This is a genomic window from Burkholderia sp. AU31624 (assembly GCF_020420065.1).
Lineage (GTDB): Bacteria > Pseudomonadota > Gammaproteobacteria > Burkholderiales > Burkholderiaceae > Burkholderia.
Genome location: NZ_JAIZRT010000001.1, coordinates 990709 through 1003651 on the forward strand (window position 1 = coordinate 990709; position 12943 = coordinate 1003651).

Annotated in this window: 15 protein-coding genes and 1 pseudogene; 5 read left to right on the forward strand and 11 right to left on the reverse strand. The window is 64.5% G+C overall.

Annotated elements, in window-relative coordinates:
- Positions 1-59: 59 nt before the first annotated feature.
- On the reverse strand, positions 60-404 hold the full coding sequence (locus LGM89_RS04575; RefSeq protein WP_226202169.1) for a DUF4148 domain-containing protein: 345 nt from the start codon (positions 402-404) through the stop codon (positions 60-62).
- 241 nt (positions 405-645) lie between these two features.
- On the opposite strand from LGM89_RS04575, the gene LGM89_RS04580 reads away from it, so the two are divergent.
- A complete protein-coding gene (locus LGM89_RS04580) occupies positions 646-1335 on the forward strand; it encodes an aspartyl/asparaginyl beta-hydroxylase domain-containing protein (RefSeq protein ID WP_089496272.1) in 690 nt (229 codons plus the stop codon).
- Between the two features lie 25 nt (positions 1336-1360).
- Here the strand turns inward: LGM89_RS04580 and LGM89_RS04585 are convergent, their stop codons facing one another.
- On the reverse strand, positions 1361-2317 hold the full coding sequence (locus LGM89_RS04585) for a LysR substrate-binding domain-containing protein (RefSeq protein ID WP_226272402.1): 957 nt from the start codon (positions 2315-2317) through the stop codon (positions 1361-1363).
- A gap of 80 nt (positions 2318-2397) precedes the next feature.
- Here LGM89_RS04585 and LGM89_RS04590 point away from each other — a divergent pair, with 80 nt between their 5' ends.
- Entirely contained in the window at positions 2398-2796 is a 399-nt protein-coding gene (locus LGM89_RS04590; RefSeq protein ID WP_089496270.1) for a nuclear transport factor 2 family protein, read from the forward strand.
- Between the two features lie 64 nt (positions 2797-2860).
- Here the strand turns inward: LGM89_RS04590 and LGM89_RS04595 are convergent, their stop codons facing one another.
- Positions 2861-3364 carry an ASCH domain-containing protein gene (locus tag LGM89_RS04595; protein WP_226272403.1) on the reverse strand — a complete coding sequence of 168 codons (504 nt, stop codon included), beginning with the start codon at positions 3362-3364 and terminating at the stop codon, positions 2861-2863.
- A gap of 98 nt (positions 3365-3462) precedes the next feature.
- Between LGM89_RS04595 and LGM89_RS04600 the strand changes: the two genes are divergently transcribed.
- Both LGM89_RS04600 and LGM89_RS04605 read left to right on the forward strand, forming a co-directional pair.
- Positions 3463-3732, forward strand: coding sequence for a MoaD/ThiS family protein (locus tag LGM89_RS04600; RefSeq protein ID WP_043180651.1), 270 nt, complete (start codon positions 3463-3465; stop codon positions 3730-3732).
- 67 nt (positions 3733-3799) lie between these two features.
- Entirely contained in the window at positions 3800-4948 is a 1149-nt protein-coding gene (locus LGM89_RS04605) for a WD40/YVTN/BNR-like repeat-containing protein (RefSeq protein ID WP_226272404.1), read from the forward strand.
- A gap of 45 nt (positions 4949-4993) precedes the next feature.
- Here LGM89_RS04605 and LGM89_RS04610 read toward each other — a convergent pair whose 3' ends face one another.
- A complete protein-coding gene (locus LGM89_RS04610) occupies positions 4994-5920 on the reverse strand; it encodes a LysR substrate-binding domain-containing protein (protein ID WP_226272405.1) in 927 nt (308 codons plus the stop codon).
- Positions 5921-6067: 147 nt separating this feature from the next.
- Between LGM89_RS04610 and LGM89_RS04615 the strand changes: the two genes are divergently transcribed.
- Positions 6068-6493: a PACE efflux transporter gene (locus LGM89_RS04615; protein ID WP_089441796.1), complete on the forward strand. Its 426-nt coding sequence runs from the start codon at positions 6068-6070 to the stop codon at positions 6491-6493.
- 63 nt (positions 6494-6556) lie between these two features.
- On the opposite strand, the gene LGM89_RS04620 is transcribed toward LGM89_RS04615, so the two are convergent.
- The 7 genes and pseudogenes from LGM89_RS04620 to LGM89_RS04650 form a co-directional block, all read right to left on the reverse strand.
- Positions 6557-6886, reverse strand: a complete 330-nt coding sequence (locus LGM89_RS04620) for an OmpA family protein (RefSeq protein ID WP_226272406.1) — start codon at positions 6884-6886, stop codon at positions 6557-6559.
- 82 nt (positions 6887-6968) lie between these two features.
- The gene (locus LGM89_RS04625) at positions 6969-7589 is read right to left on the reverse strand and encodes a M35 family metallo-endopeptidase (RefSeq protein WP_226272407.1); all 621 of its coding nucleotides are present in this window, start codon (positions 7587-7589) and stop codon (positions 6969-6971) included.
- Between the two features lie 28 nt (positions 7590-7617).
- A complete protein-coding gene (locus LGM89_RS04630) occupies positions 7618-8178 on the reverse strand; it encodes a hypothetical protein (RefSeq protein ID WP_226272408.1) in 561 nt (186 codons plus the stop codon).
- 401 nt (positions 8179-8579) lie between these two features.
- Positions 8580-9527, reverse strand: coding sequence for a choline ABC transporter substrate-binding protein (locus LGM89_RS04635; RefSeq protein ID WP_011354069.1), 948 nt, complete (start codon positions 9525-9527; stop codon positions 8580-8582).
- A gap of 98 nt (positions 9528-9625) precedes the next feature.
- Positions 9626-10624, reverse strand: coding sequence for a GlxA family transcriptional regulator (locus tag LGM89_RS04640; RefSeq protein ID WP_011354068.1), 999 nt, complete (start codon positions 10622-10624; stop codon positions 9626-9628).
- Between the two features lie 128 nt (positions 10625-10752).
- The gene (gene choW / locus LGM89_RS04645) at positions 10753-11649 is read right to left on the reverse strand and encodes a choline ABC transporter permease subunit (protein WP_006480571.1); all 897 of its coding nucleotides are present in this window, start codon (positions 11647-11649) and stop codon (positions 10753-10755) included.
- Positions 11642-12930 (reverse strand): annotated as a pseudogene (locus LGM89_RS04650) (quaternary amine ABC transporter ATP-binding protein); the annotation flags it as partial. The pseudogene LGM89_RS04650 and the gene choW, both read right to left, overlap by 8 nt.
- Positions 12931-12943 lie beyond the last annotated feature (13 nt).

Sequence of the window (12943 nt, forward strand, 5' to 3'; positions counted from 1 at the left end):
GTATCGATCAACCGTGTTGAATCCCTCGAATGCCTGACCTGCAAACGCAGGCGGCTGCGTCAGCTTCCGAAATAGACCGCGCAGAAGCTCGCGGGGCCGACGCAGGCGGCAGAACCCTGGCGCGGCGACATCGTCGCCGGCCTGCCCGCGTCGGATGACGCGGCCGGATCGCGGCCGACCGCCGTGCTGGCCTGATGCGCCGGCATCTGTTCGGCCTGCCGCTGGAACAGCGGGCTCACGTCCGGATACGACGTATCGGTCACGAAGCGCAGCCCGTTGTTTTCGGCGTCGATCAGTTCCTGCCTGACCTGCGCGCGCGTCAGTTCCTGTGCCGACGCTTGCGTCGCGATACCCGCGAGAGAAATCGCCGCCACCGCGGCGGCCACCAGCCAATGCGTGTTCATGTTCCACTCCTTGAGAAGTCAACGAGACGATGTGCTACACCCGTATGACGACGGAGCACGTGCGTTTATTCCCGCGCGTCGCGCGACTCGGATCACGCGGCTTCTCCGGCGCCGGGCGCCCGGGAGGGACGTTCATGCAACTGTCATTCTTTCGTCAGCCGGCGTAACCTGACGTAACGCAGCGCCCGCCGCGCTTCGGGCAGACTGACGTCACCCCTTACGGATCGCCCTTCGATCGATCATGTCCGTCGTTTACGACTATGCCGCCGGCTTGCTGCGCACGCTGTACGACCGCCATATCGACGGCGGCGCGGTGCTCGATCCGGCCGCGTTTCCCGACGCCGAGCGTTTCGTCCGGGCGTGGACCGACATCCAGGCTGAGGCATTCGCCGTGGCGCGCGACATGCCGCGCATCCCGCGCTTTCACGAGATCATGCGCGAGCAGTACGACATCTCGGCCAACGATGCACGCGACTGGCGGATGTTCATCATGCAGGCGTACGGCCAGCCGTTCCCGCGCAACCTGTCGCGCTGCCCGACCGTCGCGTCGATCGTCGCGGCATCGCCGGACGTGCTGTCCGCATCGCTGTCGTTCCTCGCGCCCGGCAAGCACATTCCACCGCATCGCGGGCCGTTTCGCGGCATCCTGCGCGGCTATCTGGTGCTGTCGATGCCGACGCGCGCGGACGGTACGCCGGCCGCCGTGCTGAAGGTCGACGGCCACGAATACCGGCTCGAGGAAGGACGTTTCCTGCTGTGGGACGACACGTTCATGCACGAGGTGTGGAACGACAGCGACGCTGTGCGGATCGTGCTGCTGCTCGATATCCGCCGGCGCGGAATGCCGCGCCTGCTCACGTGGCTGTCGAATGCGGTGATTGGCGTCGTGCGGATCGGGATCAGGATGCGCGGGCGATCGATTCCGGTTTAGCGCGTGTGAGGGGCGTGGCTTCCCGTCACGCCATGCGCGGCGAATCGTCCTGTGCCAGCTCCGTCAGGATCGACGTCAGCGCGCGTATCTTGGGCTGCATCGCACGCGGCGACGGGTACACGAGGAAATAGCCGAGACCGTTGTCCACGACGTCGCCAAAGGGGGCAACCAGCGACCCGGTCGCGAGCCGGTCCCGGGCCATGCGCGGGTCACCGATCGCCACGCCGTGCCCCCGCTCGGCGGCGGTGAGCGTCAATTCGAGCGTGTCCAGTACGAGCCCGGTTTCCGGGTCGACCTGCGTCGCGCCGACGGCCGCGAGCCAGCAGCGCCACTCGTCGTGCCCGGGGGCGGGATGAAGCAACGTGGCCTGCGCAAGGTCGGCGATCGATCTCAATGAAGCGGCCAGCGTGACGGTGCACATCGGTGTCAGCCGCTCTGCAAAGAGCGGAACCGACACCATGCCGGCCCAGTGCCCGGCGCCTCGTACGACGATCGCGTCGACGTCGGTTCCGGCGAAATCCGGCGTGTCGTCCGCCGACGTCTGGATACGCAGCTCGGTCCGCGGGAGTGCGCGATTGATCGCCGGAAGACGCGGCAGCAGCCAGCGGATCGCGAAGGTCGACGGCAACCGCAGCGTGAGAACCGGCGCGACGCCGCTATGCGCCTCCGCGTGGCGTGCCAGTTGCGTCAGGACGTCGACCGCCACCGTCAGCAACGCGCCGCCTTCCGCAGTCAGTGTCAGCCCCGACGCATGACGCACGAACAGCGCGCACCCGTAATGCACTTCCAGTTGCTGCACCTGACGACTCACCGCACCCTGGGTCCGGCAAAGATGATCGGCGGCACGGCTGAAGCTGCCGAGTTCGGCCGCGGCAACGAAGGCCTGGAACGCCGTCAACGGCGGCAGCGCCCGCGTGAGTTCGGCCAGTGGGTATGCACGGGCCGCATGCCCGGGTTGCGGATTTTTCGATTGTTCGGACATCTGTGCATCGCTATCGTGGTTGCGCCGGCTCCGCCTCACCTGTCGCGGCCCGGCTCGTCAACAACCAGCGGAGAAAGAGAATGGACCCATCGTCGAAGGCACTATACACGCGGCAGGTCGACACCTACCTGAAGGCGCTCGAGGGCGGCGACGTCGCCGCGATCTGCGCATTGTTCACGCCGGATGCGCGGATTTTTTCGCCGTTTCTCGGCTGGATGCAGCCGACACCGTTCTTCGAAAAGGTCGTTGCGGCATCCGGACAAAGCCGCATCACGGCGATCGACATCTGTGTCAGTGCGACCGGCGCACGACGGGCAATCGGTTACTTCGTGTACGACTGGGGGCTGAAGGACGGCTCGGCGGTGCAGTTCGAATGCGTCGACGTGTTCGAATTCAACGAAAGCGGACTCGTCGAGCGCATGGTCATCGTCTATGACACGCATCCGATCAGGGCGGCGGTGGGTGACAAGTACGCGTAGTACGACTGCACGATATCTGTCCGGCAAACCTCACCAATGGCTCCGTCGTTCCCGGGCACGGGAGTCAGGATGCATGACGCTGCGGGGTCTCCAGTGCATAGACCCCTCGTTTCGCTGCACATCGGAATGGCGGATCGATCGCCCGCACGTTCGTCAGTTCCCAGCACACGTATCCGGCACACCATTGCTTGCCTTGCGCGCGGGCTTCATCCGGCGTCCAGTCGTGTACCCCCACGACGTCGACCAGCGCGAGCGCGATCCCGTCAGGGTCCTCCTGTCCGTCCTCTCGCAGGAAGATCGTGTTCTGCACCAGCACGAGATCACGCAACGGTATGACCGGCGGCGCCCACGACCGGATTTCGATCCGCTTGCGGCCCGCGACGATATCGTCGACGGCGGGTTTGACGATCGACAGCGCGGATCGAGGCATGGCACGTATTTCCTTCATCGGCCAATGGAAAGCGTACGACTGACGGTCGGCATGGCGGTCGATTCCTGTATGCGATGACGATCCGGCAAGGATTGTTGCCGATTCGCCGGAACGTGTCGACCCGGCCGGATCGGACACGCCGGCGCACCGCGACTACGCGATGCCGGCTTTCCGCCCCCGACGGATCGCCTAAACTACAGACCGTCCCCTCAGCGAGGCTCCTGCCAGCCACCGCCATGGCGCACCTCTTCTTCGCCGCCTCGATCCAGCGGCATATCGAAACGCCCGAGCGCGAAATCGACGCCCACTCGGTCGGCGAAGCATTCGACACCGTTTTCGGCGAGCAGCCGCGGCTGCGCGGCTACATCCTCGACGACCAGGGTGCGCTGCGCAAACACCTGTCGGTATTCATCGACGGCCAGCCGATCCGCGACCGGCAACACCTGTCCGATGTGCTCGGCGACGCCAGCCGGGTCTATGTCGTACAGGCGTTGACGGGCGGATAAGGGGACGTATGCACCAGCACCGACCGCGCACACCTACGTCAGGCCCGCCCATCAGGAGACATCTCACATGAACGATCGACTGCTCGTCGCCACCCGCAAGGGCCTGTTCGTCCTGCAGGCCGACGGCCACGGCGGCTGGACGCTCGGTGAGCCGCACTTCGCCGGCGAGCCGGTCAGCATGGCGCTCACCGACCCGCGCGACGGCACGCTGTATGCAGCGCTCAATCTTGGCCATTTCGGCGTGAAGCTGCATCGCCTGCGCGCCGGCGCCACCGACTGGGAAGAATGCGCGGTTCCCGTCTATCCGCCGCAACCCGCCGACGCCCCACCCGCCGGCGCCAGCGTGAATGCCGGCACCGGCGACGACGACGACGCGCCACCCGGCCCGCCGCAGCCGCCATGGACGCTCCAGCAGATCTGGTCGCTCGAAGCCGGCGGCGCCGACGAACCGGGCGTGCTGTGGGCCGGCACGATTCCCGGCGGCCTGTTCCGCTCCGACGACGGCGGCAGTTCCTGGGTGCTCAACCGGGCACTGTGGGATCGCCCGGAGCGCGCCGAATGGGGCGGCGGCGGATACGATGCGCCGGGCATCCATTCGGTGATGGTCGATCCGCGTGACAGCCGGCACGTGATGGTCGGCATCTCGTGCGGCGGCGTCTGGCAGACAGCCGACGGCGGCGCGACGTGGCGCGTGACCGCCGACGGCATGGAAGCCGACTACATGCCGCCCGAACGACGCGGTGAGCCCAACGCGCAGGACCCGCATCGCGTCGTGCAGTGCGCGGCCAACCCGGACGTGCTGTGGACGCAGCATCACTGCGCGATCTTCCGCTCGACCGACGGCGCCGAACACTGGCGGCGCATCGAGGCGCAGCCTTCGAGCTTCGGCTTCGCGGTAGCCGTGCACCCGCATGAACCGGACACCGCGTGGTTCGTGCCGGCCGTGAAGGACGCGTGCCGGATTCCGGTGAACGGCCGGTTCGTCGTCACGCGCACGCGCGACGGCGGGCGCAGTTTCGAGCAATTCGCGAACGGGCTGCCGAGTGCGCCGGCGTACGACCTCGTGTATCGGCACGGGCTCGCGATCGATGACACCGGCACGCGCCTCGCGATGGGATCGACCACCGGCGGGTTATGGACGTCCAGCGACGGCGGCGAAAACTGGCAACTGGTGTCTGCGCATTTGCCGCCGGTTTATTGCATCAGGTTCGGGTGACGGTTGGCGAGCGGGTCGGTTCGCATCCGGCCCGCTCGGCCCGCTTTACCGCTCAACGCCCGCCATCCGCCCCACCGCCTCCCGCGTCAACGCAATTTCCGCTTCGAGCCAGTCGAGAAACGACCTGACCTGCGGCTCCCGCTCCCGCCCGGGCCGGCACAGCGCGACAAAACGCGCGCCCTCGATCCGCACCGCCGGCTCGATCGGCGTCAATGCCCCATGCGCGACATGCTCGGCAGCCAGCACGGAGCTGAGCAACGCGATGCCCTGCCCGTGCAGCACCGCCTGCAACGCGTAATGCTCGTCGTCGTAGTGACGAAACACCGCGCGCTCGAGCCAAGCGTCGCGGCCGGCCGCGCGACACCACGACACCCAGTCGACCGACACCGGCAGCGGCGTATCCCACACGGTCTCGATCAGGTCGAGCGGCTCGTCCGTGCGATGCGCGTCGAACCCGGCAGCCGCATACGCGCCGAAATACTCGTCGATCAGCGCAATCTCGTGCAGCGCCGGAAACGTGCGCGACGTCGCGCGAATCGCAAGATCGATCCGCGCATCGCGCTCGAGATCTGCGAGCGTGTTGCCGGTTTCGACCTTGATGTGCAGTTGCGGATCGATGCGACGAAACCGGCCGAGGCGCGGAATCAGCCACATTGCGGCGAACGCGGGCGTGGTGGTCAGCACGAGCGTGCGCTCGCCGGCCGCCTCGGGCCGCACCGCGTCGAGCCCGCGGCTCAATGCGAGCAGCGCATCGTGACTCGCACGAAACAGGCGCTCGCCTTCATCCGTGAGCCGCACGCCGCTCGCACCGCGCTCGAACAGCAGCACGCCGAGCCGGCTTTCGAGCGACTTGATCTGGTGCGACACGGCGGCCGGTGTCACGGACAGTTCGTCCGCGGCGGCCTTGAACGCGCCGAGCCGTGCCGACGACTCGAATACACGCAATGCAGTCAGGGGGATTTTCGAGAACACGGGGCCTCGCGGGCCGGATCGGGCCGGGTTGAATTCAATTGAATCGGGGTGAGATTAGGTGAATTGAAGCGGGCGTGCAACGCGAATAGCCTTGCGGGACGTCGCGGTACGGTGCCGCGGCGAGTGACGTCCCACCGGAGCAACAACGTGCAAGGCCTACCGCGCAGGATCACGCAAGCGGTGCTCTACGAAGCGATCGCGATTTCCTGCATCTCGCCCGTGATCGCGGCGATCTTCAAGCAGGACCTCGTCTATTCGGGCGCGCTGTCGGCGACGATGTCGGCGATCGCGATGCTGTGGAACATGATCTTCAACGCGCTGTTCGAGCGCTGGGAAGCGTCGCGTCGTCAGCCGACGCGTACGCTCGGGCGGCGGATTCTGCATGCGACCGGATTCGAAGGCGGGCTGATCTTCATCCTGGTGCCCGTCGTGGCGGGGTGGCTCGATATCTCGTGGCTCGACGCGTTCGTCGTCGACATTGGGCTGTTCGCGTTCTTCTTCTGTTACGCGTTCGTGTTCCAGTGGGCGTTCGATCGCGTGTTCGACGTGCCGGCGGCGACGAAGGGGTCGTGAGTGACGCTGCTGCTATTGCAAGGCGCCGGCCGGGATACACCCCGCCCGGCGTCACGAGGCGCATTACTTATTGACGCAACAGTTGTCGGGGCAGCCAGGGAGCAATGTTATCTCAGCGCGTTTCGCATTTTCATCGTCCTGAACGCTCATGCGCTTATAAACGTAACTATGAACTGCGTAGCGCTCCTGATTCAGCCCGAGATGCACCAACAACTGCCGGGCGGACTCGGCGCGTCTGGCAGACAGCTCTTCAGGATCGGTTTCCACAGGCTCGGCTACGCCGCTCACCCCTACACCTTCGCGAATCGGAAACTGCAACAACATTTTAGATACCCAGCCTGCCAGCTTCTTCGCCTGCTCTTCGCTCACCGTTGCAGAGTTCTGCTCAAACATCAGGTCAAAATTTTGCCCCGGCAAATTCTCCGACCCAACGCAAGCATGCGCGTTTGCCCCCACAAGGAGTAAGACTGCGGCGCTAATCCAGCCAGATAACATATGCCGAAATACTGTCTGCATTCTTTATCGCCATCTCCGGGTTGCTTTGCCCCCACTCTGGGAGAAATCGCGTGATTCCGTACTTTGGATCGCTCGCTCCAAACGTATCCTTGAAGTGAGTACACTCGTGAATAATAGTCGACAACTTCGAGGTAGCCGCACGGCTTCGATCGCGAATCGTACAAAATTCCTCGTGGATGCTTATTGTGTGTGTTTCAGTGTCGGGACCACATACGTGCGCTACAGTGCCAACGTTCTTGTTGGTCGGCAAGCATCCAAGAGACCGATCCAGATCGGGATGGGCCCTCATAAAACTCCCAGGGCCGAGCGATCGCATGACGGCAAGAGTAGCCGTCAATCCAGTGATAAGACTATGACGAATCTCGTGGTCATTCGCGCCAAACCAAGTCCAGACACGTCTACGCTCCTGAGGTGCCCATTCGGCCAATCTATTAAGCCGCTCCTTCACCAGATCGGCTCCTTCATCACGAAGTTGCATCATCAGCTTTCTAAATTCTGCGTCGGTCATGGCCGGGCAGATTGGCGGGCCGTTGAGCGTAAGGAAAACTTTCAGCTTCGATCCCGGCGTGGTGTTCGTCACCGCAGAATCGTGGACGCAAACGTATTCGTTACAGGACATTGCTATTGTCCTCCACGACCTCGAGCCTAAGTTTCTCGGCGCGACGCGTTGTTACTCGTTGGGTATTTCCCTCGAAATCCGTGACACCGCTGACGATCTGACCTGATGCCGTGTAAATGCGGTACTGAACACGCGCGAGCGGGCGGCCACTCTGCTCATCGCACAAGACATACTGCTCGCTGTGCTCATCGTCGGTTGCCAGTGCAGAATCCGTGTGGTTTCGGATCTGCCCGGTCAACGCCGCCGCTTGTTCAGCCGTAAATCGCATCATCATGCCGCGCTGGGCATAGAACACCGGCTGTGGATTGCAACCACAGACGTTGACGTCGCCGCTCAGCGCCCAAGGTTTGCCGTTCGGCCCGGTTCCCGGCCACCGCGGCCCTTTCGGAGCAATAAAGCCCTTCCGTCCGCACGCCGTGCAGTAGGTCTGCATATCCAGTGTCGCGATATGCACGCGCGGGGGCGGATTGGAACAGGTGACGGTTGGCAGGCCTTCCGTGATTGTCGCGCTGCCACCTCGATCACCTTGAGCAAGAAAATAGCGGATCATGCGCCATCCCCCCGCGCGCCGCGTGTGACGGCAAGCTCCGCGACCGTCCATTCTCTATTGGTAGCGTCACCGCGCCAGTTGCTCTCGAGATGCGAGTCGACAACGGCAAACAAATGCGCGGGCAATTTCTGCGTATGCGGCATCCTGATTCCCCTTCGTGAAATTGGTGAGATTAACCAACACCAAAATGCGCGATTCCGAAAGGTTTTTCAATAATACAAGTTCTAAATTCGTATAACTAATTTTTCTTATATTTCTGTCATTCAAATGCCAAGTCGCTCGACCACGGCGCTTGGCAAGCATACAAAAAACCCCCGAACCCAGATAACAACTCTGTCGTTCGGGGGCGCAGGACCACCGTCAAACCGTAGGCTCAGGTGGAAAAAGCCAACACACCTCGCTCAATGCACGCCGAGATAAGCCTTCACCGCCGGCAGGCCCGGCTTGCCGTCGAGCGTCGTCACGCCGGCGAGCCACTTGTCGAGCGCCTGCGGGTTCGCCTTCAGCCACTCGGCCGCCGCCTTGTTCGGATCTTCCTTGTTCATGATCGGCATCATCACGTGGTTCTCGATCGACGTCGTGAACTGCAGGTTCGACACGAACTTCGCGACGTTCGGGCAGCGCTGCGCGTAGTCGGGCGGCGTCGCCGTCAGCACCTTCGCTTCGCCGTAGTTCGGGCCGAACACGTCGTCGCCGCCGGTCAGGTAGTCGATCTTCATCTGCACGTTCATCGGATGCGGCTCCCAGCCGAGGAACACGATCCACTGCTTGTCGCGGATCGCGCGATTCACCTCGACCAGCATCCCGGCCTCGCTCGACTCGACCATCTTGAACTTGCCGAGGCCGAACTGGTTGCCGTCGATCATCTTCTTGATCAGCAGGTTGCCGTCGTTGCCCGGTTCGATCCCGTAGATCTTGCCGTTCAGCTTGTCCGCGTACTTTTGAATATCCGCGAACGACTTCAGGCCGCCCTGGTACACGTAGTCGGGCACCGCGAGCGTGTATTTCGCACCGGTCAGGTTCGGCGTCGACAGCACCTTGATCTGGCCGGCCTTCGTGAACGGCTGGATGATCGGGTCCATCGTCGGCGACCAGTAGCCGAGGAACACGTCGATCTGCTTGCTCTTGATGCCGGCGAACGTGATCGGCACCGAGGCGATCGTCTTCGTCGGGCTGTAGCCGAGCCCCTGCAGCATCGTCGATGCGAGGCCCGTGGTCGCCGCGATATCGGACCAGCCGACGTCCGCGAAGCGCACGTTCTTGCACACGGGCGGATCGGCCGCATACACGGCCGACATCGGCGCGGTTATCCCGATCCCGCACACCGCTGCGATCAATAGGCGCTTCATCTTGCTTCTCCTCAAAGTGATGTCGTTTGCTTGAATGCGGGATCGTTTATTGAAGCCGCGCGCCGCGATCCCGGCAGCGTCGCGGACCATTGGGTCGGTCAGCGCCCCGGCAACCGGCGCTCGTAGCTCGGCGCGTGGCCGAACTGCGCACGATAGGCCTTGCTGAAATGGCAAGGCGAATGAAAGCCGCAGACCGTCGTCACGCGTGCGATCGACGCGTCGGTCGTGCGCAGCAGGTCGCGCGCGCGCTTCAGGCGCAGCGTCAGGTAATAGTGGGTCGGCGACACGTTCAGGTACACCTTGAACATGCGCTGCAGGTGCCGCTGCGACAGCCGCACGAGCCGTGCGAGTTCCTCGAGCGACAGCGGCTCCTCGATGTTCGCCTCCATCAGCCGCACGACCTCGATCAGCTCCGCGCGCGAGAAGCCGACGCGCGCATCGACCGGAATCGGCTGCGTGTCGGTCGAGCTGCGGATGCGCTCCAGGATGAACTGCTCGGATACCTGCGCGGCCAGTTGCTGGCCGAAGCGCATCCCGACGAGGTTCAGCATCAGGTCGAGCGGTGCGGTGCCGCCGGTGCAGGTCAGCCGGTCGCGATCGACGACGAACAGTTCGTCGGCGAAACCCACTTGCGGAAACTCGGCATGCAGCGCGGACAGGTTCTCCCAGTGCACCGTGCAGCGATAGCCGTCGAGCAGCCCGCTCGACATCAGCGCATACGCGCCCGTGCAGATGCCGCCGAGCGGCAGGCCACGTTCGGCGAGCGCCGCGAGCGTATCGCGCGCGCCTTCGTCGACCACGTCGCGAATGCGGATGCCGCCGCACACGATCATCACGTCGGGCAGGTTCGTGTAGTCGAGCGCCTGCGTGGGCCGTACCGCAATGCCGTTGCTCGCGTGCACCGGACTGCCGTCGAGCGAATAGATCGACCACTGGTAGTGATCGGCACGGCCGACGTAGTTCGCCATCCGAAGCACTTCGACGGCGCTCGAGAACGCGATCATCGAAAAGTTCGGCAGCGTCAGGAAGCCGAAATGGGCGAGCGATGAAACCGGTGAAACGCAGGCTGCGGGCGCGACAGCGACGGCGGACGTCACATCGGTCTCCTGGCGAGGAGGTTGCAGGGGGCCAGCCCCGCGGCCGAAACCGCGGAAGCCGTTATTCATTCAGGGTGAGCGGCCGGGGGTGCCGGCCGCCGGAGGCCGGGGGTGCCGGCCGCCGAAGGTCAGGCCTGCGCGGGCGCGGCCTTCACGCGAAACAGCTGCTTGAGGCCCGAGAACAGCGGCGCCTTCACGGTGCCCGGCGCACGGCCGAAGCTTTCGGTGATGCGGTCGAGAATGATCGCGAGCAGCACGACCGACAGACCGCTTTCGAAACCGAGGCCGATGTCGAGGCGCTGGATACTGGCGAGCACGTCGTTGCCGAGGCCGCCTGCACCCACCATCGACGCGATGATCACCATCGACAGCGCCATCATGATCGTCTGGTTCACGCCCTGCATGATCGACGGCAGCGCATTCGGGAACTGCACCTTGTACAGCAGCTGCCACGGCGTGCAGCCGAAGGCCTGGCCGGCTTCGACGATCTCGCGGTTCACGTGGCGGATGCCGAGGCTCGTCAGGCGCACCGCCGGCGGCATCGCGAAGATCACCGTCGACAGGATCCCCGGCACGCGGCCGAGACCGAACAGCATCGCGGCCGGAATCAGGTAGACGAACGCGGGCATCGTCTGCATCAGGTCGAGGATCGGGCGCACGATCGCGGCAACCCACTTGCTCTTCGCGGCCCAGATGCCGAGCGGGATCCCGAGCACGAGGCTGATGATCGTCGACGACAGCGTGAGGCCGAGCGTGATGACCGTCTGGTCCCAGAAGCCCGTCGCGAAGATCAGCAGCAGCGACAGCGTCGTGAACAGCGCGAAGCGCCAGCCCACCCGCCACAGCCCGACGCCGATGAAGATGGCCATCATCAGCCACATCGGGATCGCCTGCAGGCCGTGCTCGACGAATGCCGCGAGCCCCTCGATCGCCTGGCCGATCGCGTCGAACGTCTTGGCGTCGTGGTCGAGCAGGTAGTGTACGGACTGGTCGACCCAGGTACCGAGCGGAATCATTTCAGACATGGGAACCTCGCGAACGCGTGATGGCCTTCAGGATGAGCGCACGATCGACCGAGCCGCAGTAGCAGCCGTCGTCGTCGACGACCGGCAGCGCATTCGGGCTCGCGACCACACGCGCGACGACATGTTCGAGCGACGCGTCGCGCCGGATGGATTCGATCGGGCTCACGGACGGCGTCGCCTGGCCGATCGCTTCGCGCGTGACGAAGCCGCGGATCTTGCGTTGCGCATCGAGCACGAACGCATAGTCGGCACTGCCGTTCAGCGTCGCCGCGACGTTCGCGGCATCGCACTTCGACACGATCGGCACGGCGCCCGTCTGCATCAGGTCGCCGGCCGTCAGGTAGCGGCTGGTGTCGATGCCGTCGAAGAACGCGCGCACGTAATCGTCGGCCGGGTTCGCGATGATGTCCTGCGGCGTGCCGACCTGCACGAGCCGGCCACCTTCCATGATCGCGATGCGGTTGCCGATGCGCAGCGCTTCTTCCAGATCGTGCGACACGAACATGATCGTGCGGCGTTGTTCCTTCTGCAGTTGCAGCAGCACATCCTGCATTTCCCGGCGCTTGAGCGGATCGAGCGCGGAGAACGCCTCGTCCATGATCATCAGCGACGGGTTCACGGCCAGCGCGCGGGCGAGGCCGACGCGCTGCTGCATCCCGCCCGACAGCTCGGACGGCAGCTTGTGCGAAAACGGGGCGAGGCCGACCTGCTCGAGCACTTCCATCGCGCGGCGCTCGCGCTCCTTCTTGCCGACGCCCGCGACTTCCAGGCCGAACGCAGCGTTCGACACCACCGAGCGATGCGGCATCAGCGCGAACGACTGGAACACCATGCTCATGTCCTTGCGGCGCAGCGCGGTCAGCGCCGAGCGGCGCGCCGACGCGACGTCGAGCCCGTCGATCATCACCTTGCCGGCGCTGGGATCGACCAGCCGGTTCACGAGGCGGATCAGCGTGGACTTGCCGGAGCCGGACAGGCCCATCAGCACGAAAATTTCGCCTTCCTGCACATCGAAGGAGACGTTGTGCACGCCGACGACCTGGCCGGTGCGCTTGAGCACATCGTCCTTCGTCGCGCCGGCGGCGAGCATGTCGAGCGCCTGCTGCGGGTTGCTTCCAAATACCTTGCACAGACCTTCGACCACGACCTTGGGGGCATCCATCGAAACCTTCTCCTCGTGTAGCGGGGACTCGCGCTTGTCTTAGCGTGCCTACATAGTTGCCAGAAAAAACCCCGACCTGCCGACGAATTACGACAAACGCTTGCGCAAATACGACACGGCTGCCAGCCCCGC

Excerpts from the sequence above, each read along its gene's own strand:
- LGM89_RS04575 (WP_226202169.1), bottom strand. The coding sequence starts at position 404 with ATGAACACGCATTGGCTGGTGGCCGCCGCGGTGGCGGCGATTTCTCTC.
- LGM89_RS04580 (WP_089496272.1), top strand. The coding sequence starts at position 646 with ATGTCCGTCGTTTACGACTATGCCGCCGGCTTGCTGCGCACGCTGTAC.
- LGM89_RS04585 (WP_226272402.1), bottom strand. The coding sequence starts at position 2,317 with ATGTCCGAACAATCGAAAAATCCGCAACCCGGGCATGCGGCCCGTGCA.
- LGM89_RS04590 (WP_089496270.1), top strand. The coding sequence starts at position 2,398 with ATGGACCCATCGTCGAAGGCACTATACACGCGGCAGGTCGACACCTAC.
- LGM89_RS04600 (WP_043180651.1), top strand. The coding sequence starts at position 3,463 with ATGGCGCACCTCTTCTTCGCCGCCTCGATCCAGCGGCATATCGAAACG.
- LGM89_RS04605 (WP_226272404.1), top strand. The coding sequence starts at position 3,800 with ATGAACGATCGACTGCTCGTCGCCACCCGCAAGGGCCTGTTCGTCCTG.
- LGM89_RS04620 (WP_226272406.1), bottom strand. The coding sequence starts at position 6,886 with ATGTTTGAGCAGAACTCTGCAACGGTGAGCGAAGAGCAGGCGAAGAAG.
- LGM89_RS04630 (WP_226272408.1), bottom strand. The coding sequence starts at position 8,178 with ATGATCCGCTATTTTCTTGCTCAAGGTGATCGAGGTGGCAGCGCGACA.
- LGM89_RS04635 (WP_011354069.1), bottom strand. The coding sequence starts at position 9,527 with ATGAAGCGCCTATTGATCGCAGCGGTGTGCGGGATCGGGATAACCGCG.
- choW (WP_006480571.1), bottom strand. The coding sequence starts at position 11,649 with ATGTCTGAAATGATTCCGCTCGGTACCTGGGTCGACCAGTCCGTACAC.